Origin of the sequence: Gordonibacter sp. RACS_AR49 (assembly GCF_030418435.1) — a bacterium.
GTDB lineage: Bacteria > Actinomycetota > Coriobacteriia > Coriobacteriales > Eggerthellaceae > Gordonibacter > Gordonibacter urolithinfaciens.
On record NZ_JAIUDM010000012.1, the window covers coordinates 64,299 to 89,999 of the forward strand.

At 67.2% G+C, this 25,701-nt stretch carries 19 protein-coding genes; 17 read left to right on the forward strand and 2 right to left on the reverse strand.

Annotated features, from left to right (window positions below; all coding sequences use genetic code 11):
* Positions 1–271: 271 nt before the first annotated feature.
* The 11 genes from uvrA (at position 272) to LB310_RS14520 (ending at position 17,073) form a co-directional block, all read left to right on the forward strand.
* Complete coding sequence (gene uvrA, locus LB310_RS14470; protein WP_157006906.1) at positions 272–3,154, forward strand: excinuclease ABC subunit UvrA; 2,883 nt, start codon at positions 272–274, stop codon at positions 3,152–3,154.
* A 238-nt stretch (positions 3,155–3,392) separates the two neighbouring features.
* Positions 3,393–3,623: a zinc-ribbon domain-containing protein gene (locus tag LB310_RS14475; protein WP_154270404.1), complete on the forward strand. Its 231-nt coding sequence runs from the start codon at positions 3,393–3,395 to the stop codon at positions 3,621–3,623.
* Between the two features lie 108 nt (positions 3,624–3,731).
* A complete protein-coding gene (locus tag LB310_RS14480; RefSeq protein WP_157006903.1) occupies positions 3,732–6,467 on the forward strand; it encodes a molybdopterin-dependent oxidoreductase in 2,736 nt (911 codons plus the stop codon).
* On the forward strand, positions 6,464–7,057 hold the full coding sequence (locus tag LB310_RS14485) for a 4Fe-4S dicluster domain-containing protein (protein WP_162457440.1): 594 nt from the start codon (positions 6,464–6,466) through the stop codon (positions 7,055–7,057). Before LB310_RS14480 ends, LB310_RS14485 begins: the two co-directional genes overlap by 4 nt.
* A gap of 65 nt (positions 7,058–7,122) precedes the next feature.
* The gene (locus LB310_RS14490) at positions 7,123–7,788 is read left to right on the forward strand and encodes a molecular chaperone (RefSeq protein WP_087191608.1); all 666 of its coding nucleotides are present in this window, start codon (positions 7,123–7,125) and stop codon (positions 7,786–7,788) included.
* 4 nt (positions 7,789–7,792) lie between these two features.
* A complete protein-coding gene (locus LB310_RS14495) occupies positions 7,793–9,097 on the forward strand; it encodes an MFS transporter (RefSeq protein WP_154270400.1) in 1,305 nt (434 codons plus the stop codon).
* A gap of 246 nt (positions 9,098–9,343) precedes the next feature.
* Complete coding sequence (locus tag LB310_RS14500; protein WP_301155282.1) at positions 9,344–12,058, forward strand: LuxR C-terminal-related transcriptional regulator; 2,715 nt, start codon at positions 9,344–9,346, stop codon at positions 12,056–12,058.
* Positions 12,059–12,235: 177 nt separating this feature from the next.
* On the forward strand, positions 12,236–13,747 hold the full coding sequence (locus tag LB310_RS14505) for a GNAT family N-acetyltransferase (RefSeq protein WP_087191605.1): 1,512 nt from the start codon (positions 12,236–12,238) through the stop codon (positions 13,745–13,747).
* 152 nt (positions 13,748–13,899) lie between these two features.
* Positions 13,900–15,480, forward strand: a complete 1,581-nt coding sequence (locus LB310_RS14510; protein ID WP_301155283.1) for a GNAT family N-acetyltransferase — start codon at positions 13,900–13,902, stop codon at positions 15,478–15,480.
* Between the two features lie 116 nt (positions 15,481–15,596).
* Positions 15,597–16,130, forward strand: a complete 534-nt coding sequence (locus LB310_RS14515) for a GNAT family N-acetyltransferase (protein WP_087191603.1) — start codon at positions 15,597–15,599, stop codon at positions 16,128–16,130.
* A 127-nt stretch (positions 16,131–16,257) separates the two neighbouring features.
* Complete coding sequence (locus LB310_RS14520; protein WP_087191642.1) at positions 16,258–17,073, forward strand: alcohol dehydrogenase; 816 nt, start codon at positions 16,258–16,260, stop codon at positions 17,071–17,073.
* 95 nt (positions 17,074–17,168) lie between these two features.
* Here the strand turns inward: LB310_RS14520 and gdhA are convergent, their stop codons facing one another.
* The gene (gene gdhA / locus LB310_RS14525; RefSeq protein WP_087191602.1) at positions 17,169–18,500 is read right to left on the reverse strand and encodes an NADP-specific glutamate dehydrogenase; all 1,332 of its coding nucleotides are present in this window, start codon (positions 18,498–18,500) and stop codon (positions 17,169–17,171) included.
* A gap of 236 nt (positions 18,501–18,736) precedes the next feature.
* Here gdhA and LB310_RS14530 point away from each other — a divergent pair, with 236 nt between their 5' ends.
* Both LB310_RS14530 and LB310_RS14535 read left to right on the forward strand, forming a co-directional pair.
* Positions 18,737–20,092 carry a DUF2130 domain-containing protein gene (locus tag LB310_RS14530; protein ID WP_157009665.1) on the forward strand — a complete coding sequence of 452 codons (1,356 nt, stop codon included), beginning with the start codon at positions 18,737–18,739 and terminating at the stop codon, positions 20,090–20,092.
* Positions 20,093–20,321: 229 nt separating this feature from the next.
* Complete coding sequence (locus LB310_RS14535; RefSeq protein WP_087191600.1) at positions 20,322–20,558, forward strand: hypothetical protein; 237 nt, start codon at positions 20,322–20,324, stop codon at positions 20,556–20,558.
* A gap of 123 nt (positions 20,559–20,681) precedes the next feature.
* Here LB310_RS14535 and LB310_RS14540 read toward each other — a convergent pair whose 3' ends face one another.
* A complete protein-coding gene (locus LB310_RS14540; protein WP_087191599.1) occupies positions 20,682–21,185 on the reverse strand; it encodes a DUF188 domain-containing protein in 504 nt (167 codons plus the stop codon).
* A gap of 205 nt (positions 21,186–21,390) precedes the next feature.
* Here LB310_RS14540 and dltA point away from each other — a divergent pair, with 205 nt between their 5' ends.
* Genes dltA through dltD form a run of 4 tightly spaced genes read left to right on the forward strand, consistent with a single transcriptional unit; the run spans position 21,391 to position 25,661 of the window.
* Positions 21,391–22,938 carry a D-alanine--poly(phosphoribitol) ligase subunit DltA gene (dltA, locus tag LB310_RS14545; protein ID WP_087191598.1) on the forward strand — a complete coding sequence of 516 codons (1,548 nt, stop codon included), beginning with the start codon at positions 21,391–21,393 and terminating at the stop codon, positions 22,936–22,938.
* A gap of 16 nt (positions 22,939–22,954) precedes the next feature.
* Positions 22,955–24,127, forward strand: coding sequence for a D-alanyl-lipoteichoic acid biosynthesis protein DltB (gene dltB, locus LB310_RS14550; protein ID WP_087191597.1), 1,173 nt, complete (start codon positions 22,955–22,957; stop codon positions 24,125–24,127).
* The gene (gene dltC / locus LB310_RS14555) at positions 24,120–24,374 is read left to right on the forward strand and encodes a D-alanine--poly(phosphoribitol) ligase subunit DltC (protein WP_087191596.1); all 255 of its coding nucleotides are present in this window, start codon (positions 24,120–24,122) and stop codon (positions 24,372–24,374) included. The genes dltB and dltC overlap by 8 nt, the downstream gene beginning before the upstream one ends.
* A gap of 6 nt (positions 24,375–24,380) precedes the next feature.
* Entirely contained in the window at positions 24,381–25,661 is a 1,281-nt protein-coding gene (dltD, locus tag LB310_RS14560) for a D-alanyl-lipoteichoic acid biosynthesis protein DltD (protein ID WP_301155284.1), read from the forward strand.
* Positions 25,662–25,701 lie beyond the last annotated feature (40 nt).

Below are 25,701 nucleotides of genomic sequence, written 5' to 3' on the forward strand. Positions count from 1 at the left end.
CGTCCTGCGTCACCCTCGCGGCTGAACTAGAGGGCAGTGCCGCTGCCCCCCTCCGGCACGCTGCAGCGTAGGAAAGCGAACGAATTGTGCGCATCGTTTGAACGCTGGAACACGAACGTATGTTTTCGCTGGCTCTTTCCGCGCGCTGCGCTAGAATGAACGATTGCACGGAAATGATAGTTTCCCGGTAGCCTAATTTGCGACCCACGGCACGCGATGCCGGGGCACGGCTGCCGGCTGCGGATGCGCAAGAGAAAGAGCGATAAGCCACATGGGACAGAACGCCATCGTCATCAAGGGTGCCCGCGAGCACAACCTCAAGGACATCGACCTCATCATCCCGCGCGACGAGCTCGTGGTCATCACGGGTCTGTCAGGCAGCGGCAAGTCGAGCCTCGCGTTCGACACGATGTACGCCGAGGGCCAGCGCCGCTACGTGGAGAGCCTCTCCAGCTACGCGCGCATGTTCTTGGGGCAGATGAGCAAGCCGGACCTGGACAGCATCGACGGCCTGTCACCGGCCGTTTCAATCGACCAGAAGACCACGAGCAAGAACCCGCGTTCCACCGTGGGCACCACCACCGAAATATACGACTACCTGCGCCTGCTGTTCGCTCGCGTGGGCGTGCCTCACTGTCCTGAGTGCGGGCGCGTCATTCGCAAGCAGACCACCGACCAGGTGACCGACGAGATACTGGCGCTCGCTCCCGATGCGAAGGCCATCATCATGGCCCCGGTCGTCACCGGACGCAAGGGCGAGTTCACGAAGCTGTTCGCCGACCTGCAGAAGGAGGGCTTCAGCCGCGTGCGCATCGACGGCGAGATCGTGAAGCTCGAGGCCGAGCCGCTCACGCTCAACAAGAAGATCAAGCACTTCATCGACGTGGTGGTGGACCGCGTGCAGCTGAAGGAGAGCGCCACGAGCCGCATCGCCGAGGCGGTGGAGCTGGCCACGAAGCTGGCCGACGGGCGCGTGCTCGTGCAGGTGCTGGGCGAGGACGGGCAACCGCTCGGCGAGGGCGGCGGCAAGTCGAGCGGCGCTACGGGCGGCCTCGGCGCCGGCGAGCATATCTTCTCGCTCGCGCTTGCCTGCCCCGAGCACGGCCATTCCATGGACGAGCTGCAGCCTCGCGACTTCTCGTTCAACGCCCCCTACGGTGCCTGCCCGGACTGCCTCGGCATCGGCAGCCGCGAGGAGGTGGATCCCTCGCTCGTGGTGCCCGACCCCTCGCTCACGCTGGCCGAGGGCGCTATCGCGCCGTTCAAGACGGGCAACTACTACCCGCAGGTGCTGCGCGCCGTGGCCAAGCACATGGGCACCGACGAAAACACGCCGTGGGAGGACATGCCGAAGAAGGCCACCGACGCGCTGCTCTACGGCCTGGGCGACGACAAGGTGCGCGTGGACTACGTGACCGTGGACGGGCGCGAGACGTACTGGTACATCGAGTGGGAAGGGGCGCTCGCCGCCGTGCAGCGCCGCTACCAGGAGGCCCAGTCCGACAACCAGCGCGAGAAGCTGTCGGAGTACTTCGCCATCGTGCCGTGCCAGACGTGCGGCGGCAAGCGCCTGAAGCCGGAGATCCTGGCCGTGACGGTGGGCGGCAAGTCCATCCACGATGTCACCGAGATGAGCGCGGCCGATTCGCTCGACTACTTCGAGGGCCTGGCCTTTCACGGCTCCGAAGAGCATATCGCCGGTCCCATCGTGAAGGAGATCAAGGCGCGCCTGCGCTTCCTGGTGGACGTGGGCTTGGACTACCTCACGCTCGAACGGGCCACGGCCACGCTCTCGGGCGGCGAGGCGCAGCGCATCCGCCTGGCCACGCAGATCGGCGCGGGCCTCATGGGCGTGCTCTACATTTTGGACGAGCCGTCCATCGGCCTGCACCAGCGCGACAACGAGCGGCTCATCGCCACGCTGGAGCGCCTGCGCGATTTGGGCAACACCGTCATCGTGGTCGAGCACGACGAGGACACCATCCGCAGCGCCGACTACGTCATCGACATGGGCCCGGGCGCGGGCGAGCACGGCGGCGAGGTGGTGGCGGCCGGCAAGCCCGACGAGATCGTGAGGTTCGAGGGCTCGCTCACGGCCGACTACCTTTCGGGCCGCCGCACCATCCCCGTCCCGGAGAAGCGCCGCAAGCCGCGGCGCGGGTCGCTCAAGCTCACGGGCGCCTCGGAGAACAACCTGAAGAACCTGACGCTGGAGGTTCCCTTCGGCACGCTCACCGTGGTCACGGGCGTGTCGGGCTCGGGCAAGAGCTCGCTGGTCACCGACACGCTGGCACCGGCGCTCGCGAACCGCGTGAACCATGCGCACCGCCGCTCCGGCAAGTACAAGAAGATCACCGGCCTGGACAAGATCGACAAGGTCATCAACATCGACCAGAGCCCCATCGGGCGCACGCCGCGCTCGAACCCGGCCACCTACATAGGCCTCTGGGACGACATCCGGGCGCTGTTCGCCAGCACGCAGGAGTCGAAGGCGCGCGGCTACGGGCCGGGGCGCTTCTCCTTCAACGTGAACGGCGGCCGCTGCGAGGCCTGCAAGGGCGATGGCCAGATCAAGATAGAGATGCACTTCCTGCCCGACATCTACGTGCCCTGCGAGGTGTGCGGCGGCGCGCGCTACAACCGCGAGACGCTGCAGGTCACGTACCGCGGCAAGAACATCGCCGAGGTGCTGGACATGACCGTGGACGACGCGCTGGCCTTCTTCGAGAACATCCCCGGCATCAAGCGCAAGCTGCAGACGCTGCACGACGTGGGTCTGGGCTACATCCGCCTGGGGCAGCCCGCCACCACGCTCTCGGGCGGCGAGGCGCAGCGCGTGAAGCTGTCGAGCGAGCTGCAGCGCCGCCAGACCGGCAAGACGTTCTACATCCTGGACGAGCCCACCACCGGCCTGCACTTCGAGGACGTGCGCCAGCTCTTGGAGGTGTTGGAGCGCCTCGTGGACGCCGGCAACACGGTGCTCGTCATCGAGCACAACCTGGACGTCATCAAGTGCGCCGACCGCATCATCGACCTGGGACCCGAGGGCGGCGACCGCGGCGGCACCATCGTGGCCCAGGGCACCCCCGAGGAAGTGGCCGAGGTCGAGGGCAGCTACACGGGAGCCTTCGTGAAGAGGATGCTGGAGGCGTAGGCTCCCCGGCGCACGCCGTCCCCGTTCGGACGGCACGCTGGCAACAGAAGAAAACGAAGCGGCGAGCGCCTGGCGCTCGCCGCTTCGTTTTCTGCGGCGCAGCAACGCTTCCGCAGGGGCCCCGTCGTCTCCAAGGAAAGATCACCACCCCTTGTCACGTGTTTCCGGTGGTTTCAGATGCCCGGGCGCTTCCTATACTTTCTCGACAGGAGGACAGCAATCGAGAAAGGAGGAGACCATGTGCTTCAGACCTGCAGACGTGAAGGCCCAGGCCAATACCTGCCGCAAGTGCGGCGCGGACAACTTGGAGTATGCGGCTATCTGTGAGAAGTGCGGGGCCGAGCTCGAAGGACCCGACGCCGCCGCCCCGGGGTTCGCCGCCCCGGCAGGTGCACCCAAGGCACCAGGCGCGCCGAAAGCGCCGAGCGCCCCGAAGGCACCGGGCGCGCCGTCGGCTCCGATGGGGTGATTGCAGTCCGCCTCGGAAGGCCTGTCGGCATAGCACCGGCGAGGGCCCGCTGCGGGGCGCCGCATCGCAAGGCAAGCGATCGAAACACGAGGAACGGAGGATGAGAACGTGGAGAATGCTCAGACAAGCATCGACGGCGAGACGAGGAAAGTCTACGCCGGCTGCCGATCCTGCCACCTGAACTGCCCTGTGTGGGTGACGGTGAAGGACGGGCGCGCCGTCAAGGTCGAAGGCGACCCGAAGCTCGGCCCGCCCAACATGGGCAAGGCATGCGTGAGGGCCTCGGAGGCCATCCAGTTCGAGTACAGCCCGACGCGCCTGCGCTACCCCCTGAAACGAGCGGGGAAGCGCGGCGAGGGGAAGTGGGAGCGCGTCTCGTGGGATCAGGCCGTCGACGAGATCGCGGCCAAGATACACGAGATGGTGGAGAAGCACGGCGCGGAGACGTTCGTGCTCCCGGGACGCACCGGGCGCCATGACATGGGATGGGTCGCCCACCGCATCGCTCGGACCATCGGCACCCCCAACAACTACTACGGGGCCATCCAGGTCTGCTACCTGCCGCAGTTCCACGAGCAGGTCAACTACGGGTTCTACACGGCGACCGGCGGCGGCTCGGCTGCGACGAAATGCCACGTGAGCTTCTCCGCCGAGCAGGCTTACGCGTGGCCGATCCAGGCGCAGACCATCATGGCGAACAAAGAGAACGGCATGAAGCTCATCGTTGTGGATCCCGTCCAGGGAGTCTATGCCAGCAAGGCGGACGAGTGGGTCCCCGTGCGTCCCGGCACCGACGTCGGCTTGATCATGGGCATGGCGAAGGTGATCATCGACAAGGGTCTCTACGACAAGGACTACGTCGTGCGCTGGAGCAACGCCCCCTTCCTAGTGCGGGGCGACACGGGCGGTTTGCTGCTCGAGAGCGACATCGTGGAGGGCGGCAGCGACAAGCGCTTCATGGTGTGGGACGAGAAGGAGGACCGCCTGAAGTACTGGGACGCCGAGGAGATCCAGTGGGAGGGCGGCCCCTCCGGCAAGGCCCATTACGACCATCTGGTGGAGCTGTTCGAGGAGAACAAGACCTCGACCGAGAAGTCGCCGGCGGCCGACCTGCCCGACTCCATCATGCCCGCGCTGTTTGGCGAGCACGAAGTGGAGCTCTGCACGCGCGGAGGAAAGATCACCTGTATCCCGGCCTTCCAGATGCTCGCGAACAACGTCGCGGAATGGACGCCCGAGCACACCGAGTCGATCACGGGCGTTCCCGCCGACCAGGTGGAGCGCGTGGCCACGATGATCGGCACGCTCAAACCCGTCGACATCAACCAGGGCATGCAGTACATGTCCACGAACGTCTCGCAGTACGTGAACGCCATCAACGTGCTGAAGATCATCACCGGCAGCGTGGATGTGGCGGGCGGCAATGTGCTCGGCGCTTTCTACCCGGTGACGCCGCATGCCTTCCCCAGCGAGCTCGATCTTTCCTGGGCCGATGGGCTGCCCTTGGAGCAGAAACGCAAGCGCCTCGGCTACTACACGCACCGGGTGGGCTGCGGCTACGCTTGGGAGGAGATGGTGAAGTGGCAGCCTATCCGTCCGCAGAATGCCGACGGCGCCATGCTGTTCCCCGACCTCACGAGCGTCATGGAGGCGGCGGAGACGGGCCGTCCCTATCCCGTGCACGGTATCATAGCCATCTCGTCCAACTGGCTCATGCACGATCCCACCCTCGCGCGCTGGCTCAAGCTGCTCGAGGACGAGACGAAGATCGAGCTGCACGTGGTCACGGACGTGGTCATGACCCCGACGGCCGAGATGGCGGACTATGTGCTGCCCGCTGTCACCTGGATGGAGCGCAACTTCCTCAACTTCGGCACCGGCGGCGGCTCGAGCCCGCTGCACCAGGCCTACAACAAGGCCGTCGAGCCCCTCTGCGAGGCGCGCCACGACTACGATTTCGGCGCGATGCTCTCCAAGGCGCTTGGCAAGTACGACAAGCGCTACGTTGAGGGCCGCCTCAACCACGAGTGGACCAACCACTGGGCGGGGGAGTACGGGAAGTTCTGGCCCGCCGACACCATCGACGGACAACGCGACCTCCTGTCCCGCGAGTTTTTGGGCATGCCGTTCGAGGACGTGCTCAAGCGTCGCGTGGTGGCGGTCCCTGGTGCCGACACGCCGCCGTCTACGGAGCGCTTCCTGATAGCCGGGAAGTTCCCCACCGACACGGGCAAGGCGAATCTGTTCTCGACGATCCACCAGAAGTGCGGCTACCCGCCCCTGCCGGTGTACATCGAGCCGGCCGAGTCCCCGCTGTCGCGCCCCGACCTCGCAAAGGACTTTCCGCTGGTTGGATCGTACGGCAAGCGGCAGGCGGGCTTCTTCCACTCGGAGTTCCGCCAGCTGCCTTGGACGCGAGAGATGACGAGGACGCCCGACGTGTTCATCAACCCGGAGACGGCCGCGCAGTTCGGCGTCGCCGAGAACGACTGGATATGGGTGGAGTCCCCGCCCACGGGAGGGCGCGCCCCCTACAACAAGATCATGGGCAAGGTGTCGTTCAGGTTCATGGTCGCCCCCGGCATCGTCTCGTACTCCCAGCACGCGTGGTGGCGTCCCGAGAAGACCGTGGAGGAGGAGCTGCACGGTGCCTTCGAGTGGAACACCGAGGCCCTGATCGAGGTGGAGAACAACTGCCCCGAGACCGGATCGGGCGGGTACCGCTCGCAGATATGCCGTATCTACAAGGCAACCGAGGAGGATATCGCGCGCTACCGGCCCGAGATCACGCGCGAGCAGCTCGAGGCGCTCATGCCCATGACCCCGGAGGAGTGTGCAAAATGACGCAGCTAGGTTTGGTCGTATCCCTTGACCGTTGCATGGACACGCGCGGCTGCATGGGGGCGTGCAAGCAGGAGAACAACGTCGACCTCGGCGCGTTCTGGGTACGCACGTACACCTCCACCACCGGCGGGTTCCCCGATGCGGAGACGTACTTCATCCCGGTGATGTGCCAGCATTGCAGAAAGCCCTCCTGCGTTCCGGCCTGTCCCGAGCAGGCGATACGCAAGCGCGAGGACGGAATCGTCGTCATCGACACGGCACCTTGCGCCGCCTGCGGGGGGAAGGAGTGCATGGACGCCTGCCCCTACGGCGCCATCAGCTACAACGAGCGCGACAACACGGTGGGGAAGTGCGATATGTGCGCTTCCCGCGTGGATCAGGGGCTCGCTCCCGCCTGCGCGTTCGCCTGCAACTCGAACGCGTGGATGTTCGGGGACGTGGACGATCCCGAGAGCGGTATATCGCAGGTTCTCGCAGCGATGGGCGACAGCGTCCACCAGCTCAAGCTGGAGACGGGCAACGAGCCCTCCTGTTACTACCTATTGAGCTCGAAGCGGTGGCAGGACATGGACGGGCTGCGCGCCCGCTAGCAGGCACGCCGGCAGGCCGGGGCCTCTGCCCCCGGCCTGCCGGAAACAGGGAAGGAGGGGCTTCGATGGAGAACCATGATGCCCTCGGGGAAGGTTTCTGCAAGGCTCAGGCCGAGCGTCTGCGCCTGCTCGCCCGGATATTCTGGAACGTCGCCGACCGCGAGGCGCTGGAATCGCTCGATTTCGCCCCGTTCGACGGCATGGGCGAGGCCGTCGAGCGGGCGAGGGAGGCCGTCGAGCGGGACCGGAGGCGCGCGCTCGCCGACGACGGCGCGGCGCGCGACCTGAGGGTGGAGTACACGGCCCTGTTCGCGAGCTCGCGGCTGGGCGCGCCCCTGCCCTACGAGTCGCTGTATGCCGACGGAGGGGGCCTTCTCATGCAGGGGGCCCGCGACGAGGTGCGCGAGCTGTATCGAGCGGGCGGTTACGCTGCGGGGCAGGAGGACGGCGAGCCGGAGGACCATCTTTCGAACGAGCTGCGCTTTCTCGCCTTCCTGTACGATCGGGCACGCCTCGCCCAGGAGGCGGGGCGAGACGCGGAGAGGGACGGGGCGCTGTCGGAGGCCTCGGCGTTCAAAGAGGGGCATCTGGACAGATGGGTCCCCTTTTTCTGCGACCGCGCGTCCGCTACGGCCGAATCCGATTTTTACCGAAACATCCTGGTCCTTCTGAGGTCGTGCGTGTGCGATCGGGCCTCTTGTCAGGATAGTGCTCACCCAGAGAGGGGATGATATCGTGTCAGAAAAAGCAAAGGGGAAGTTCTTTACCCAAGGTTGGATCCAGGTGTTCCTCGTTTTCATTGTGTGCATCGTCACTCAGGGGTTCGGGCTGTACTCGTTCAGCATGCTCCGCATTCCCATGACGGAGATGCTGGGAGCCGAGGCCTCCGTCGTGAGCTTGGGATTCTCGGTGTACCTCGTGGTGTCGGGGGTCGCTGGTCTCGCCGTGAACGGCCTGGTCTCCCGTATCGGCATCAAGGGATGCCTGCTGATCGCCGCGGTCATGTACTCGGGCGGGTTCCTGATACTCGGCTTCGTCGACTCGCTGTGGATGGTGTTCTTGGCGTACGCCGTCATGGGCATCGGCAACGGATGCGGCGGCTTCGTGCTCATCACGTCGATACCGGCGAACTGGTTCGTCAAGCGCCGCGGCCTCGCGACCGGCATCACGCTCTGCGCGACGTTCCCCGCCTCGCTCATCACCACGAACCTGGTTGCCGTGCTGGCCGCCGCCGGCAGCTGGCAGAACGCCCCGCTGATCTTAGGTCTCATCTCGTTCGTCGTGCTTCTGGTCTCGGCGTTCCTCATCAAGTTCCGCCCGCAGGACGTCGGCCTGTACCCCGATGGGATGACCGAGGAGGAGGCGGCGCAGGTGAAGAGCGAGGAGACCGCCGGCGCGGTCAAGGTGGTCGGACTCAATCGCTCGCAGGCGGTGAAGACCTTCACGTTCTGGGCCATCATATTCAGCTTCGGCCTGATCGGCATCGGTGAGCAGGGCGTGTTCCAGAACTTTCCCACCTACATCGTCTACACCGGGTTCGACTTGGCGACGGCCGGCGTGTTCATGACGTTCCTCTCCATCGCGGGCTGTGTGGGCAAGCTCCTGTCTGGCTACTTCATCGACCGGATCGGGCCGCGCATCACCTACGTCGTGGTCAACGTGCTCGCCGCCTGCGGCCTCCTGCTCATCGTGCTCTTCGGCGCCAACGTCGCGGTGCTCTACATCGGCGGCTTCTTCTTCGGCGCCGCCCTGAGCTCGGCACCCGTGTGCTTCACGTCTGCCGTGTCCAAGTACCTGGGCCCCGCCTACTTCGCCGCCCTCTACAGCATCGCGTTTTTGGCGAAGACCGTCATGGACGCCATCGGCGTCCCCGCGCTCGCAGCGGTGGGCGGCTCGGCCTTCGGCTGGGACGGCGCGCTGATCGTCGGCGCCGCGTTCATCCTCGTGTCGGCTGCGTTTATGCTGTTCGGCGCCAAGAAGAGCAAGGAGCTCACGAAGATGGAGGAGGACGCCGTCAAGGAGCTGGGAGAGAGGGCGTAGGCCGGCGCGCTTTCCATCCAACAACCTCGCGCAGCGGTTGCGGGCGGGTGTCGCCGACTTGCGGGCGGCACCCGCCCTTTTCTATCCATGACCGAAATACGCGGCAAAAGGTGTGGTAGAATCCTGAAAAGAGGTTCGGGTAAAGACGAACGGCCTTTCCGCCGCTATGAAGTGAATGCCCGGCATGTCGGGGAAAGCCGGTGGGAAACGCAGGGTTTGCACGAAGGAGTCAGCGAGGCTCGGCTTATGGAGAACCTTTCCGCATTGCGAACGGATCCCGGCGTATTCCCTTCGACGAAGCTCCGCGCCCCGCGCCTTCCCAACCGCCTCTACCCGCTTGGCGAGCTTTACGAGCTGGTGGAAAGGGCCTTAGACAAGAACTCGCTCATCCTCGCGGCCCCTGCCGGCTGCGGCAAGACCTCGCTCGTCGCCGCCTGGGAAAGGCATGCGAGGCAGTCCGAGGACGGTACGCCGACGAGCGTCTCGTGGGTCAGGCTCGATGCCGACGACAGCGATTACGCGCGGTTCTGCAGCCTGCTCCTTGCCGGTTTGGAGGCTTTCGTCCCGGACGTGCGGCAGCAGTTTTGCGAGGTGCTGGGGGACGGCGGGCCGGATGCGGTTCCGGGCGCCCTGGTAGTCGCCATCGAACGTGCCGGCCTGCCGGCGGCTTGCGGCAGGAACGTACTCGTACTCGACAACTTTGAGGCTGCGAGCAACGGCCCGGTCGACCGCCTCGTCAGCTATCTCATCGCCTACATGCCGGCCGGGTACAAGCTCGTCGTGTGCAGCCAGGAAGCGCCCTCTCTCTCAGCAGCGAGCCCGGTTCCGGATTTCGACGACATGGCCGCGCTCGTCACTGCGGAGCAGCTCGTGCTGGACGATAAGGCGGCCGCGGGGTTCCTCCGTTCCTCTCTCGGGGAGGACGCAAGGGTGCCCGAAAGCATCCTCGACACGGCGGTCCGGGCGGCCGGCGGCCGGCTTCCGGCCCTGAACGTGGCGGTGCGCTGCCTTGCCGAGGCGCGGCCCCGCATGGGCGAGGTTCCCGATTCTGCTGCATGCGGCCGGCTCTCGCTGCTGGACGAGCTCTTGGCGGCGCTCTCCGAACGGGAGCGGGACCTTCTGGTGAAAACGTCCTTCCTCGACCTAGTGAGCCCGCCGCTTTGCGACGATGTCCTTGAAGCCGAGGGGTGCGACGGCGTCCTGGCGTCGATCGCGGCGAAAACCGGCGTCCTCGTGACCGTGGACGGCAAGAGGCGCTGGTACAAGGCGCAGGGCCCTTGGTCGCAGTACCTGCAATCGAAGTTCAGGAAACTCGATCGCGCCGAGGTGAGGGGGCTGTGCAAGAGGGCCAGCGCCTACCTGAAGAACCATAACCATGTGGGGCAGGCGATCGACTGCCTGTGCAAGGCGGCCCTTTGGAACGAGCTCGAAGACCTGGTCGGCGAGCATCATCTCTCGCTCATGTTCGACAACCGCTTCGACGTGTTCGGCGAGGTGCTCTCGAAGCTGCCGCGTCACGTCCTCGAATCATCCCCGAAGCTGAGCATAGCCCAGGCATGGGTGCTCGCCAAGGCCGGCTCGGTCGAGGAGTCCGTACGTTTCGTGAAGATGTCGGAAAGCCTTACCGATGTGGATTCCCCCGATGCTTCCCAGCTTGAGGCGGAACGCTTGGCCGTGCTCTCCCTTTGCTGCGGTCACAGCGGCGATATCCGGGCGGGGAAGGATATGGTGGCCGAGCTTCTAAGCTGCGGCCAGGGCGACCCGGGAGTGCTCGCCAGCCTGGTGTACAACGCGGCGGGGTGCATCGTGGCGAGGGAGAAGGAGCCCGCAAGAGTAATCGATTACCTCGAAAACTGCTTGGAGGTAGCCGCGGGCCAGGGTAACAGGCCCGCATGCTCGGTGCTTTGCTACTTCGCAGCGCGACAGCGCATCGATGCGGGGGACTTGCGGAGTGCCGAGAAGACCGCTTGGAGGGCAAGGGACGGCCTCGGCTTCTCCAGCATGGACGAGCTCGAGGTCCTCCCCGAGGTGATAGAGGCGACGGTCATGCGGAAAAGAGGGGAGTTCGCACGCGCTGAGGAGACTTACTCTCGCTGTCTCGGCTCCCTCGGCCCCTCTTCGGGGATCGAGTTTTTCGCCGAGGCGGGGTGCGGCCTCGCCTTGGCGCTGCGCGCGCAGGGCAGGATGGGGGAGGCCGCCGACACGGCCTGCTCGATCCTGCAGCTCTGCGACAGGAGCCATGCAGAGCGGCCGCGGCTGATAGCCCTCGTGTACCTGGCGATGATCGAGATAGACGCCGGGAACATCGACCAGGCCGCCGACCATGTCCGGGCGCTGAGGGGCGCGAACCCCGCTTCGGCGGATCTTATCGGCGACCTGATCGCGCTCGCCCTTGCGCGCTTCCGTTTCGCGAGCGGCCAGGTGGAGGAGGCGGGGAAATCGCTCGACCGGCTTGCCGGGGCGTTCGAGGAGAGCGGGCGCTACGGGCTCCTCCTCTCCGCGCTCGTCGCCAAGGGCATGGTCCTCTACGCCCAGGGCTTGCAGGGGCCTTCCTCGCATGCGGTCTTGCGTGCCTTGGAGCTAGCCCGGGACACCGGCGAGATAGAGGCGTTCGTCAACGAGGGCATCTCCATGACGCGCCTGCTCGGGGGGATGCGCGAAAGGAGGCTCGTGGGCGACGGCCTGGACGCCCTTGCGCAGAGGATAACGCAGGAGATCGCCGACCTGAACATCCCGGAGCCCGCATGGCGCCTCGAACGGCGCGACCGCAGCCCCCTGACGGCACGCGAGCGCGAGGTCTGCGAGCTGCTCGCCCTCGGCTACAGCAACCGGCAGATCGCCGAGAGCCTGTGCGTGTCCATCAACACCGTCGACACGCACCGCAAGAGGATATACCTGAAGCTGGGCGTGAACAACCGGAAGGACCTGGTCGAGAAGATCGGTGCAGCGGGGGGACGGTGACGGGGGCTTCCCGTAGCGCCCGCTAATTTACGGTAATCTTACCGAATGCCTCCTTTACCTGCCCGCGTGCTCGTGCGACAATGCGCTGCGGCCTTTTCCGGCCGGGAATCCAGCGGACAACGAGGGGAGCGGGTGCAGGTGACAGAGGCGGCAGGGGCTCCGGCGGGAGGCCGGCATATGGCGCGTGGCATCGTGTGCGCGCTGGCGGGCGGGGTGTGCTGGGGCTTCTCGGGCACCTGCGCGCAGCTGCTCATGAACGACTACGGCGCGCCGGCGGAGTGGATCACCTGCGTGCGCATGGTCATCGCCGCCGTGTTCTTCCTGTTCCTAACCGCAGTGCGCGACTGGCGCGACCTCGTGGCTGTGTTCCGCGACCGCCGCTCGCTCGTGCAGATCGCGCTGTTCGCCGTCTTCGGCGTGCTGCTCACCCAGATGAGCTACCTGAACGCCATCAGGTACACGAGCGCCGGCGTGGGCACCACCATCGAGCAGATCGGCCTCGTGCTCATCATGCTCTACGTGTGCGTGCGCGCCCGGCGCCTGCCGCGCGTGCGGGAGGCGCTGGGGCTGGCGTGCGCCCTGGGCGGCATGCTGCTCATTGCCACGCAGGGCGAGATCGACCAGCTGGCCATCCCGCCCGAGGGGTTGGGATGGGGGCTCGTGTCGGCCGTGGCGCTGGCCTTCTACACGCTCATGCCCGTGCGCGTGCTGAAGAAATGGGGCGCCATGCTGGTCACGGGGCTGGCCATGCTGTTCGGCGGCTCGGCGGCGTCGGCCGTCGTGCAGCCGTGGGCCGTTCCGGTGCAGCTTTCGGGCGGCGCGCTGGCGGCGCTCGTGGCCATCGTGCTCGTGGGCACGCTGGGCGCCTACATGCTGTACCTGCAGGGCGTGGCCGACGCCGGCCCGGTGAAGGCCAGCCTGCTATGCTGCGTCGAGCCGGTGTCGGCCATGGTGCTGGCCCTGTTCTGGCTGCATACGCCCGTGTCGGTGTGGGACCTGGCGGGCTGCGGCCTCATTGTGGCCATGATCTTCCTCGTGACCGAACGGGAGAAGAAGCCGCGGGCCGCAGACGGGGTCGCGGAGCCGATTGCCGCCGGCATGGTCGCCTACGACGATCCGCCGTTGTTCGCCGGCCGCGCCTCGGTGCTGGGCTACTACACGAGCCGTCCCGCCGTGCGCGAGGACTTCGACCAGGTGTCGGCCCTGCTCGATGCCGGGCACGAGACGTTCGCCGCGCTCGGCATCGACGAGGGGCGCAAGAAGTACCCCTCGGCGCGCCGCCTCATGCACAGCATAAAGAACGGCACGACGCACGTGGTGGAGGACGCGCATGGGCATATGATAGCCGTGTTCGCCGTGTCGTTCTCGCCCGACAAGAACTATGCGGCGGGCATCGACGGCGCCTGGCTCACCGACACGGACGAACAGCCCCAACCCTACGCCGAACTGCACTGGGTTTCGGTGGCGCCCGCGGCGCGGCGGCGCGGCGTGGGTCAGTTCATCCTGGAGACGGCGGGCCGCATCGCGCGCGCAGGCGGGCGCCGGAGCATCCGCGCCGACGTGTACGAGCGGAACGTGCCCATCCAGAAGCTCTTGGAGAAGCACGGCTATGCGCGCTGCGGCATCCTCTCCATGAGGGACGTGTTCGGCCGCCGGAAAACCCGGGTGGCCTACGAGCGCCTTCTGTAGGCAAGGGCCGTCTGCGCCCGGTTTTGGGCGCATGATCAAAAACGACGCAAAAGGCTCGCCAAACCTCTTTACCGTGGTGGGCTTCCGTGGGACAATGCGCTGATGGATGCAAGGGGGGCAAAGCCCCGCGAGACAAGGAGAGGGGGAGGGCCATGGCCGGTCAGGCGGCAATCGCGCAGGCGGCGCCCAGGAAAAGCCATGTGGCACGCGGCATCGCGTTCGCGGCGCTCGGCGGCATCTGCTGGGGGTTCTCGGGAACCTGCGCCCAGCTCATGACGAGCGAGCTCGGGGTGCCGGTGGCGTGGATCACCTGCGTGCGCCTGCTGCTGGGAGCCCTCATCTTCCTCGTGGCGTGCCTCTTCAAGAACTGGCGCAGCCTGCGCGCCGTGCTGCGCGACAAGCGCTCGCTGCTCCGTATCGCGGCCTTCTCGATGTTCGGCGTGCTGCTCACCCAGATGAGCTACCTGTCGGCCATCTCCTACACGAATGCGGGCACGGGCACCGTGCTGGAACGCCTGGGCCTCGTGGTCATCATGTTCATCGTGTGCGTGCGCGTGCGGCGCTGGCCGAAGCCGCGCGAGCTGTTCGGCCTCGTGTTCGCCCTGGGCGGCACGTTCCTCATCGCCACGAAGGGCAACATCGGCGCGCTCGCCATACCGGCCGAGGGGCTCATGTGGGGCGTCGTGTCGGCATTCGCGCTGGCGGCCTACACGCTGCTTCCCGGCAAGGTGCTGGCGAAGTGGGGCAGCTTCATCGTCACGGGCCTGGCCATGCTCCTGGGGGGCACGGTGGCCACCGTGTTCGTGCAGCCGTGGAGCATCCCCGTGGACATCACGCCCGAGCTCGTGGGCGTCATGGGTGCCATGGTGATCATCGGCACGTTCGCCGCGTACCTGTTCTACCTGCAGGGCATCACCGATGCCGGCCCGGTGCGTGCCGGCCTCGTGGGCTGCGTCGAGCCGGTGTCGGCAACGGTCATCTCGGCCGTGTGGCTGGGCACGCCCGCCACGCCGGTGGACGTGGCGGGCATCGCCATGATCGTGGTCATGGTGCTCTTGGTGACGCAGCGCGAGGAGGCGCCCGCGAAGGGCGAGGGCGGCCTGGACGGCTCGCCCGACGACCTGCCGCCCTTCGAGGGACGCGCCTCGCTTCTGGGCTATTATCGCTCCCGTCCTGCCACGCACGACGACTTCGTGCGCTTCCAGGAGGTGCTGGAAGACGGCCACGAGGCGCTGGCCGCCTTGGGCATCGAGGAGAAGGGGTCGAAGAAGTACCCCTCCGAGCGCCGCGTCATGCGCGCCATCGACTGGGGCACCGCCCATGTGGTCACGGTGCCCGAGCGCACCGGCGACGAGGAGGCCGGCGGCGAGCGCATAATCGGCGTGTTTGCCGTCGATCCGCGCGGAGACGAGGCCTATGGCCGTTCCTCGGGCGCGGACTGGCTCACCGAGTCTGCCGAGCCTCCTGCCGGGGAGGCCCCGTATGCGGCCCTACACTGGGTGTGCGTGGCATCGGAGGCGCGCCGCCGCGGCGTGGGCATGTTCATCCTGGGCGAGGCCGAGCGCCTCGCGAAGGCTGCCGGCAAGCGCAGCCTTCGCTGCGATGTGTACGAGGGCAACGAGCCCATGCGCGCGCTGCTCATGGAGTACGGCTTCTCGTCCTGCGGCACCGCTGTCCTGCGCGACCGCCTGGGCCGTGAGAGACGCCGCGCCGCGTTCGAGCGCCTGTGGTGAAGGCGGGCGACCCCGCCGGCCGTGCAATCCTCTGACCGCGCCCCAAGGCGCCCCTGCGACCTGCGGGTCGACGCTTTGTTTCGAACGGCTCCTTTGAGAAGAAAGAGAACATCCCCGTGCAATTCCGCTCAACCCGCGCGTCGGACGTCGACCGCATCATGGACATCCTCGCCGACGGCCGGCGCGCGCTCGCCGAGCTCGGCATCGACCAGTGGCAGGGCGGGTACCCGCATCGCGAGGCTATCGAAGCCGATCGTGCACGCGGAGAGTCCTACGTCGTGGTCGGCGACGAAGGCGACGTCGTGGCCACGGCTATGGTGGGCTTCTCGGGCGAACGCGACTACGACTTGATCGATCGGGGCTCATGGCTCACCAACACGCGCTCGGATGATGCGTGCTACGGCGTGGTGCACCGCGTGGCGGTCTCGGCCTCGTGCAAGGGGCGCGGCGCCGCCTCGTTCTTGCTGGCCTGCGCCGAGGAGCTGACGCGCGATCGAGGATGCGAGAGCGTGCGCATCGACACGCATCCTGGCAACCTGCCCATGCGCCGTTTGCTGGAGAAGAGCGGCTACGCCGAATGCGGCGTCATCTACATCGCGCATGCCGAGGCGGGCACGCCCGAGCGCATCGCCTACGAGAAGCTGGTGTAGGCGGGCGAGCGGTCGCGCCGTCGTCCCTTGCAGCGCCCGCGTCGGCGGGAGCGCGTAGCTGTCGAAATTCTGTCGGTTGCCCATCTGGGGGACGGCCTCAATGCGGCACGGTATAATGCTGAGCATTATGTCGGTGAAATCTCGCGAGAAAATAGCGCTCTTCGTGTTCCTGGCCCTTATCGTCCTTAGCCTGTGCGGCTTGGGATGGTACCTGGTGGCAGGGCACTCTTGGAACGTGGCGGCATCGAACCTGGATGACACGTTCGGAAGCATGGACGGCTACACCGCCATCGTGTACCCGGGGACTGCCGTCGAACCGGTGGCCGGGAAGGGCGCGGGCGATGCGGTTGGGGACGCGGCCGACGGCAAGGAATCGGCCGAAGGCGCGGCTGCCGGCAAGGAGGCCGATGCCGGCTCGCCGGATGCCCCAGGGTCGTCCGGCGGCAAAGACGCCACCGGCACGGCAGGGACCGCGTCCGCCCCGGGAACGGATGCCGGGGAGAGCCTGCTCGGCTCGAAGAAGAAGACGCTCAGCGCCCAGGAGGCAAAGGAAGGCTACGAGGAGAAGGGCGCCACGGTGTTCTCGCTCGACACGGTCGACCTCGACGCGTACCGCGAGGGCGTCATCCTGAAGAAGGGCGGGCACCGCTTCGGCGTTTTCGGCATCGCCGAGCCCACGTCCACCATCGTGCTGGAGAAGCAGATCGCCTACTTCAAGCGCCACAAGGTCGATTTCATCGTGCTCGTCACGCCCGACAAGGAGTACGCCGAAGACGTCTCGGGCATCGACATCGTGGTGTCCACCCAGGACGAGGACCTGTTCGTCATGGGCGAGACCATCGACGGCACGTTCTACGTGGACGCCCCGGCCGTCGGCTCGGTGGGCGCTATCCTCATATCCCCTAGCAACGTCGTGTCCGCCAAGGTGCTGCAGGCCTCGTAGGGCGTAGGGGCCGGATTGCTCCGGTCGCACTCCCGAATGCAAGAGCGCCCCCGTCCTCGGACAGGGGCGCTCGCTTGCGAGGTTCGTGCTTCGCGCTACACGATGCCTTGGGCCATCATGGCGTCGGCGAGCTTCTTGAAGCCGGCGATGTTCGCGCCCATGACGTAGTTGCCCTCGTGGCCGTACTCCTTGGCCGCGTCGTCGGCCGCGTGGTAGATGTTCTTCATGATACCCTGCAGCTTGGCGTCGACCTCCTCGAACGACCAGGAGAGGCGCTCGGAGTTCTGCGACATCTCCAGGCCGGACGTGGCAACGCCGCCGGCGTTCGCCGCCTTGCCGGGGCAGAACACCACGCCGTTCTCCATCAGGTAGTCGGTGGCGTCCATCGTGGTGGGCATGTTCGCGCCCTCGGCCACGATCTGGCAGCCGTTCGCCACGAGCTGCTTCGCGTCCTCGAGCAAGAGCTCGTTCTGCGTGGCGCAGGGCAGCGCGATGTCCACGGGCACGCTCCACACGCCGCGCCCGTCGTGGTACTCCACGCCTTCCTTGCGCTTCGCGTACTCGCTGATGCGGCCGCGCTCGACCTCCTTGATCTGCTTGACCAGGTCCACGTCGATGCCTGCCGGGTCGTGAATCCAGCCGGTGGAGTCGGAGAGCGTGACCACCTTCGCGCCGAGCTGCTGGGCCTTCTGCGTGGCGTAGATGGCCACGTTGCCGGAGCCGGACACGGCAACGGTCTTGCCCTCGAAGGAGTCGTCATGGCAGTTCAGGTACTCCTGCACGAAGTAGATGAGGCCGTAGCCCGTGGCCTCGGTGCGGGCGAGCGAGCCGCCGTAGGACAGGCCCTTGCCGGTGAGCACACCCTCCCACACGTTTTTGATGCGCTTGTACTGGCCGAACATGAAGCCCACCTCGCGGGCGCCCGTGCCGATGTCGCCGGCCGGCACATCGGTGTCGGCGCCGATGTGGCGGTAGAGCTCCGTCATGAAGCTCTGGCAGAAGCGCATGACCTCCAGGTCCGACTTGCCCTTCGGGTCGAAGTCGCAGCCGCCCTTGCCGCCGCCCATGGGCAGCGTGGTCAGGCTGTTCTTGAAGATCTGCTCGAAGCCCAGGAACTTGATGATGCCCAGGTTCACCGACGGGTGCAGGCGCAGGCCGCCCTTGTAGGGCCCGAGGCAGCTGTTGAACTGCACGCGGTAGCCGCGGTTCACGTGCACGTTGCCCTCGTCGTCGACCCACGGCACGCGGAACATGATGACGCGCTCGGGCTCCACGATGCGCTCGAGCAGCCCCGCCTTCTCGTAGGCTGGGTTGGACTCGATGACCGGCTCCAGGGACTTCAGCACCTCGGTGACGGCCTGGATGAACTCCGGCTGCTCGGCATCCTTGGCCTTCACCTGCTCGATGACGCGATCGACGTAGCTCATGGTGGGGGAACCTCCTTCGGGGAATTTTCACATGCCCTCATTATAAGGTGCGAAGGGTGATGACAATGATTATTTAAACGTTTTGAAACAAATCCGCTCCGGACGGGCGCATGCGGGATGCGCTCCCGCCCCTCCCGCCGCGCCCGACGGCGGAGGCTTCGACGAGTGTTCCGGACGTGGGACTGCCAGGGGCGGGCGGATGCGGTAGAATCGTCGGGACGCGAGAAGGAGAGAGCATGAACGAGATCAAGTGCCCCCATTGCGGCGGGATGTTCACCATCGACGAGGCCGGCTTCGCGGCCATCCTCAAGCAGGTGCGCGACGCCGAGTTCGACAAGGAGGTGCGCCGCCACGCCGACTTGCTGGAAACCGAGAAGCGCCAGGCGGTGGAGCTCGCCGTGGCCCAAGCGCTCGGCGATGCGCAGGGAGCGGCGGCGCAGAAGGAGGCGCGCATCGCCGAGCTGGAGGCCCGCCTTGAGGCGGCGGCGCGCGAGCGCGAGAGCGAGGCGCGCCTGGCCCAGGCCGAGCGCGAGCGGGCGCTGGCCGACGCGGCGGCGGCGAAGGACGCCCGCATCGCCGAGCTCGAGCAGCGCCTGTCCGCGCAGCAGCGCGCCAACGAGGCCGAGAAGCAGCTGGCGGTCCAGCAGGCGCGCTCGGCCCTCGAGCGCGAGCGCGACGAGCTTGCGGCGCAGGTCAAGCTCAAGGATGCCGAGAAGTGCCAGGTTGCCAGCGCCCTCAAGGAGCAGCTGGCCATCGAGCTCAAGGCTAAGGACGACATCATCGCCTACAAGGAGGGCGAGATCGAGCGCTACAAGGACATGAAGGCGCGTCTGTCCACCAAGCTCGTGGGCGAGTCGCTCGAGCAGCATTGCGAGGTTGAGTTCAACAAGATCCGCGCCACGGCGTTCCCGCGCGCGTACTTCGAGAAGGACAACGACGCGTCGGAGGGCTCGAAGGGCGACTTCATCTTCCGCGAGCGCGACGAGGAGGGAAACGAGATCGTCTCCATCATGTTCGAGATGAAGAACGAGTCCGACGAGTCGGCCTACCGCCACAAGAACGAGGACTTCTTCAAGAAGCTCGACGCCGACCGCACGAAGAAGGGGTGCGAGTACGCGGTGCTGGTCACCTTGCTCGAACCGGAGAGCGAGCTGTACAACCAGGGCATCGTGGACGTGTCGTACCGGTTCGAGAAGATGTACGTCATCCGGCCGCAGTTCTTCATCCCGATGATCTCCATCCTGCGCAATGCGGCGCTGAACTCGATGGCGTACAAGGCGGAGCTGGCCGTCGTGCGCAACCAGAATATCGACATCACGAACTTCGAGGAGTCCATGGAGTCGTTCAAGGCGGGCTTCGCGCGCAACTACGACCTGGCCAGTCGCAAGTTCCAAACGGCCATCGACGAGATCGACAAGACCATCCTGCACCTGCAGAAGACCAAGGACGCGCTCGTGTCGTCCGAGAACAACCTGCGCCTGGCGAACAACAAGGCCCAGGACCTCACCATCAAGCGCCTGACCAGGAAGAACCCCACCATGAAGGCGGCGTTCGAGGCGTTGAAAGCCGATCAAGACGGCGACGAGTCGTAACGACGGGGAAGTCGGCATGCAGCCGCCCGCCTGCGCGTGCCCCGCGCTGGCAGGCGCGCTCGTCGCAGTGCTCGCGGCATCGCCGGCTCGGTCGCCTCGGGCGTCGGGGAGGGCGGGTTCCCGCTCTGCGCGAACTAGGGCGGCTTCGTCGAGGACGGCACCGGACCGCGCGTATCGGAAAGCGTTCGTCGAGCGGCGCTCGCACGGCATGAAGGGCTTGCAGCGGGGAATGGGCGGGGCGGTCATCGGGTTCTTCGACCTGCCGGCCGAGGGCGTGCTGCGCGCGAAGGCGATCGTCGGCAACGACGACGCCTCGTCGGGCTACTGGGGAGAACATGCCCGCCGCATGATGCGCCGGCTCTCGGGACCCGAAGGGCTCCCGGCCTTCACTGAGGCGCATGTGCGCTACAAAATCACCGATTTCGGCGTTGTGGCAAGTCGGGGAACGCCCCGTGCCTCGTATTGATTCGGAAGCCCTAGTCGAAAGTCCTGGTGGAAACGGTATCGAGGGGAATGGTTTTGCGACGGGCCTTTCGAGATCCCGTCGATGCGCCGAAATCGGTGATTTTGCAGAAGGAACCTTCGCCAGCTAGTGCTCTCGTTCTCCGTCGCGCAGCGACTCCTCCACGAGGCGGCGCAGGTTCGCCGCGAAGCGCTCGCGGTCGTCGTCCTCGAAGGGGGCGGGGCCGCGCGTGCGCCCGCCCTGCCGGCGCACCTTCTTCTCCTCGTGGCGGATGTGCAGGTCGAGGTCGATGGTGGCCAGCGTGAACACGCGCCCGCGCACGCCGATGGCCCGCGCGCGACGCCCGAGCGCCATGGCGGCCAGGCCGATGTCCTGCGTCACCACGATGTCGCCGGGCTGGAGTTCCTGCATGATGGCGAAGTCGGCCGCGTCCGCGCCCACGCCTACGGGCAGCGTGTCGACCCAGAACCCGCCGGTGGGCGTGCGCGGGTCGCCCCGCCGCAGATGGCGCGCCAGGTTCTGCGTCGAGTTGCCCGCGATGACGGCGGGCACCTGGCACGCGCGCGCGACCGCGAGCGCCTCGGCCGTGACCGGGCACGCGTCCGCATCCAGGTAGATGGTGGGTTTCATGGCACCTCCGTCGCTTTCGGAACCCCCAACCAGTATAGGGCTGAGAACCGTGAGGTTTGCGTGCATTCCGTAACGGGCCGGTGACCGTTCTGTCAGGAGTCTGTGGCCGCAACAGCGCTTCCATAATCGGGTCCTATCTTTGATCCGCCCGCTTGAGGAACGCAGCCGGGCTTCAACCACGACGAGAGAGACGGGGCGGTGGTAGATGGCAGAGGAGAACGGATTCTTGCTTTCGGTTGAGAAAGCGGTGCGGTTGCGTCCGCAGGCGCCCGCCTACCGCGCGGCCGACGGGACGACGATGACGTACGGGGAGCTGTGGAAGCTGTCGGACGCCATCGCCGCGACGCTGGCGGCGCGCACGGACGACCGCGAGCCGGTCGTGGTGCTGGGGCACAAGGCGCCGCTCATGGTGGCCGGCTTCCTGGGCTGCCTGAAGAGCGGGCACGCGTTCGTGCCGGTGGACACGGAGATGCCCGTCGCGCGCCTCATGGACATCGTGTCCCAGCTGGGCGCGCCGCTGCTGGCGGCGACGGTGCCGCTGCCGGAGGCGCTGCGCGGCTGCGTGCCTGTCGGCCGCATCGTGGACGTGCGCGCGATCGCGTCGGCCCCCTGCCCGGTGCGCGCGCCCGACCGCGGGCGCTGGGTGGCGGGCGAGCAGACGCAGTACCTCATCTTCACGTCCGGATCCACGGGCCGCCCGAAGGGCATCGAGGTGAGCGCGCGCAACGTCGCGCGCTTCATGGACTGGGTGCGCACCTTCCCGGTGATCGGCGAGGGCGGGCGCGTGTTCCTCGACCAACCGCCGTACTCGTTCGACCTGTCCGAGTACGAGGTGGTGGGCGCGCTGTCCACGGGCGGCTGCCTGCACGCCGTCGAGCGCGAGGAAACGGAGGACCTGCGGGCGCTGTTCGCCGACCTGCGCGCCTCGGGCGTGGAGGTGTGGACGTCCACGCCGTCGTTCGCCGACCTGTGCCTGGTCGACCGCAGCTTCGACGAGCGGCTGCTGCCCGACGTGCGCCTGTTCCTGTTCTGCGGCGAGGCCCTGCGCCGCTCCACGGCCGCCGCCCTGCGCGAGCGCTTCCCCCGCGCCCGCATCGCGAACACGTACGGCCCCACCGAGTCCACGGTGGCGGTCACCTACGTCGAGATCGGGGACGCCGAGCTCGCCGGCGAGCGCCCGCTGCCGGTGGGCGCGGCGCGCCCCGGCACCGAGCTGCGCATCGTCGACCCCGAGACGGGCGCCCCGTGCGAGGCCGGGCGGACCGGCGAGATCGTCATCGTGGGCGACACGGTGGCCAAGGGCTACTTCCGCAACCCCGAGAAGACGGCCGCAGCCTTCTTCGACGCGACGCTCGCCGACGGCTCGCCCGCGCGCGCCTACCGCACGGGCGACGCGGGCCATCTCGACGAGAGCGGCATGCTGTACTGCGACGGCCGCTTCGATTCGCTCGTGAAGGTGAACGGGTTCCGCATCGAGCTGGAGGACGTGGAGGAGAACCTCGGCGCGCTGCCGCTCGTGAAACAGGCGGCCGTGGTGCCCGTGCGCCGCCGCGAGCGCGTGGCGTACCTGAAGGCGTGCGTCGTGCTGCGCGACCGCCCGGCCGGCACCGACTTCGAGATCGCACGGCTCATCAAGGCGCGGCTCGCCGAGCGCGTGCCCGGCTACATGGTGCCGCGCGCGGTGACGCTCGTGGGCGAGCTGCCGCTCACCTGCAACGGCAAGGTGGACCGCAAGGCGCTGGCCGAGGCATGAGGCATGGCGAGCATCGATGACGTTCTACGCCGATCCGAGCTTCTTCGCGCTGCTGGCGCTGGCTGTGGCGGGCGCCGCCTTCCTCGGCCTGCGCGAGAAGCCGCTCGCGCGCTACGGCATGGCCGCTTCGGTGGCGTTCCTGGCGTGCCTGTTCTGCAAGGACCTGCCCGGGCTGGCCGTGGCGCTGTGCTTCGTGGCGGTGGCCGTGCTCTCGACGCGCTGGGTGCTGGCGAGCCCGCGCTCGAACAAGCGCTTCGCCGTTGCGTTCGCGCTCATCCTCGCGCCGCTTCTCTCGGCGAAGGTCGGCGCGGTGTTCGACCAGAACCTGCTGGGCTTCATGGGCGTGTCCTACATCACGTTCAAGGCGCTGCAGGTGCTGTTCGAGGTGCGCGACGGCATCATCGAGGAGCTCGGCCTGTTCGACTACCTGTACTTCCTCCTGTTCTTCCCGGTGTTCACCTCGGGCCCCATCGACCGGTCGCGCCGGTTCGCCGAGGATGCGCACGCGGTGCGCTCGCGCGACGAGTACGCGGGCCTCTTGGCGCGCGGCATCCTGCTTTTGCTGGTCGGGCTCGTGTACACCTTCGTCGTGGCCGCGTGGCTGCATCGGTTCTACGCGCCGGCGGCCTGGGGCTCGGGCCCGTTTCTGGCCGAGCTGGGCGCGCAGGTGCAGACGGCGTACGTGTACGGGCTGTACCTGTTCTTCGACTTCGCGGGATACAGCCTCATGGCCATGGGGGCCAGCTACTGCTTCGGCATCCGGACGCCGCGCAACTTCCGCGCCCCGTTCGCCTCCGTCGACATCAAGGACTTCTGGAACCGGTGGAACATCACCCTGTCGTTCTGGCTGCGCGACTTCGTGTTCATGCGCTTCTCGCGCCTGGCGCTGAAGCGCCGCTGGTTCGACAGCCGGCTGGCTGTCGCATGCTGGGGCTTCGTGTTCGACATGGCCCTCATGGGCGCCTGGCACGGCCTCACGGCGGACTACCTGCTGTACGGCCTGTTCCACGGCCTGCTGCTGGCCGGCACCGAGGCGTTCCAGAAGAAGTCGAAGTTCTACAAGGCGCATAGGAAAGACCCCGCGTTCAAGGCGCTGTCCTGGTTCGTCACGCTGCAGCTGGTGATGTTCGGGTTCGCGCTGTTCTCGGGGCAGATCACGATGCTCGTGAAAGGAGCGTTCCATGGCTGATACGACGCACGAGGAGCTCGAGGGGAAGATGCTCGACATCCTCGAGGAGGTGTGCGGCGACGACGAGGTGCGCGTGCGCCGCGACGAGGACCTGTTCGCGCTCGGGCTGCTCGACTCGATGGGCGCCATCGAGCTGCTCGTGGACATCGAGGACGAGTTCGGCGTGTTCATCGCCCCCACCGAGGTTGAGCGTGCCGAGATGAACACGGTGAACCTCATCATCCACCAGGTGGAGATCAGGTTGTAGGCGACCATGGCGAACCGGTCGGACACCCCGGGCGCGGCTCCGTCGGGCATGCGCCTCCTGCGCGCGGTGCTGGCGGGGCTGCTGGCGGCGGCGCTCGTGCTGGCGGGCGCGAACGCCCTGCTGCCCGCGCAAACCGCGCACGACCCCGCGCGCCTGTACGACTACGTGTACTCGGGCATGAAGTCCGAGAGCACGGCGTTCACGCTGGCCACCATGAGCGACGACGGCTACCTGGCGTTCGGGTCGTCGGAATTCTACATCTCGAAGGACAAGGTGGCGCAATGCCCGCAGCAGGTGCTCGGCGAGAACGTGACGGGCGTCGACCTCACCTACGTCGGCGAGGCGTACGACCAGAGCCTGTGGCAGGCCATCGCCGTCGGCGCGTACGGCAGCCAGGTAAAGAACAAAAAGGCGATGATCGTCGTGTCGCCCCAGTGGTTCTTCAAGGGCAACGGCGACCAGGGCAAGTTCGCCTCGAAGTTCTCCTACGCGCTGTACCGCCAGTTCGCGGACAACCCGAGCATCTCGGATGAGACGAAGGCCTACGTGCGCTCGCGCGTGGAGCAGCTGGGCGTGGACGCGAAGACCACGGCGTCGGCGCATCGCGACACGCCGCTCGACGCGGTGAACGACGCGGTGCGCACGGCGGCCGACGACCTGCGGTTGCGCTCCGAGCTGCCGAGCGTGGTGAACCAGGCGCCGCTCAAGAGCGCCGTGCGCGCCGCGGGCGAGCCCACCGGCGAGCCCGACTGGGACGCGCTGCTCGAGGAAGCCGACGCGTCGGGCGACGCCGCCTGCACCACGAACGACTACGGCGTCTACGACGCGTACTGGCAGAAGAACTCCGGCTACGACGCCGAGCGCGGCCAGACCTTCTCGCAGGCCGACGAGGAGTACGCCGACCTCGCGTGCTTCCTCCAGGTGTGCCGCGAGACGGGGATCGAGCCGCTCGTGGTCATCCTGCCGGTGCACGGGGCCTGGTACGATCGCGAGGGCGTCTCCGCCGACGAGCGGCAAGCGTACTACGAGCGCGTGCGCGGCATCGCCGACGCGGCGGGCACGGCCTACGCCGACTTCTCCACCTGCGAGTACGAGAAGTACTTCCTCTGCGACACCGTGCATCCCGGGTGGCGCGGCTGGGTGCGCATCGAGCAGGCGTTCTACGACTTCGTGCACGATCGCGACGACGCCTTCCTCGGCGGCGGCTCGTTCGGCGCGGCCGAGGGCCTCGACGCGGCGGGCAACGCGGGCGCGTCGCTTGCGGGCGCGGGGGAGGCGGCCTCGTGATGGCGCGGGCGATGCGGGCGGCGGCCGCGGTGCAGATCGG

Coding starts and splice junctions, on each gene's coding strand:
- uvrA (WP_157006906.1), top strand. CDS start 272: ATGGGACAGAACGCCATCGTCATCAAGGGTGCCCGCGAGCACAACCTC.
- LB310_RS14475 (WP_154270404.1), top strand. CDS start 3,393: ATGTGCTTCAGACCTGCAGACGTGAAGGCCCAGGCCAATACCTGCCGC.
- LB310_RS14485 (WP_162457440.1), top strand. CDS start 6,464: ATGACGCAGCTAGGTTTGGTCGTATCCCTTGACCGTTGCATGGACACG.
- LB310_RS14490 (WP_087191608.1), top strand. CDS start 7,123: ATGGAGAACCATGATGCCCTCGGGGAAGGTTTCTGCAAGGCTCAGGCC.
- LB310_RS14500 (WP_301155282.1), top strand. CDS start 9,344: ATGGAGAACCTTTCCGCATTGCGAACGGATCCCGGCGTATTCCCTTCG.
- LB310_RS14505 (WP_087191605.1), top strand. CDS start 12,236: ATGGCGCGTGGCATCGTGTGCGCGCTGGCGGGCGGGGTGTGCTGGGGC.
- LB310_RS14510 (WP_301155283.1), top strand. CDS start 13,900: ATGGCCGGTCAGGCGGCAATCGCGCAGGCGGCGCCCAGGAAAAGCCAT.
- LB310_RS14520 (WP_087191642.1), top strand. CDS start 16,258: ATGTCGGTGAAATCTCGCGAGAAAATAGCGCTCTTCGTGTTCCTGGCC.
- gdhA (WP_087191602.1), bottom strand. CDS start 18,500: ATGAGCTACGTCGATCGCGTCATCGAGCAGGTGAAGGCCAAGGATGCC.
- LB310_RS14530 (WP_157009665.1), top strand. CDS start 18,737: ATGAACGAGATCAAGTGCCCCCATTGCGGCGGGATGTTCACCATCGAC.
- LB310_RS14535 (WP_087191600.1), top strand. CDS start 20,322: ATGGGCGGGGCGGTCATCGGGTTCTTCGACCTGCCGGCCGAGGGCGTG.
- LB310_RS14540 (WP_087191599.1), bottom strand. CDS start 21,185: ATGAAACCCACCATCTACCTGGATGCGGACGCGTGCCCGGTCACGGCC.
- dltA (WP_087191598.1), top strand. CDS start 21,391: ATGGCAGAGGAGAACGGATTCTTGCTTTCGGTTGAGAAAGCGGTGCGG.
- dltB (WP_087191597.1), top strand. CDS start 22,955: ATGACGTTCTACGCCGATCCGAGCTTCTTCGCGCTGCTGGCGCTGGCT.
- dltC (WP_087191596.1), top strand. CDS start 24,120: ATGGCTGATACGACGCACGAGGAGCTCGAGGGGAAGATGCTCGACATC.
- dltD (WP_301155284.1), top strand. CDS start 24,381: ATGGCGAACCGGTCGGACACCCCGGGCGCGGCTCCGTCGGGCATGCGC.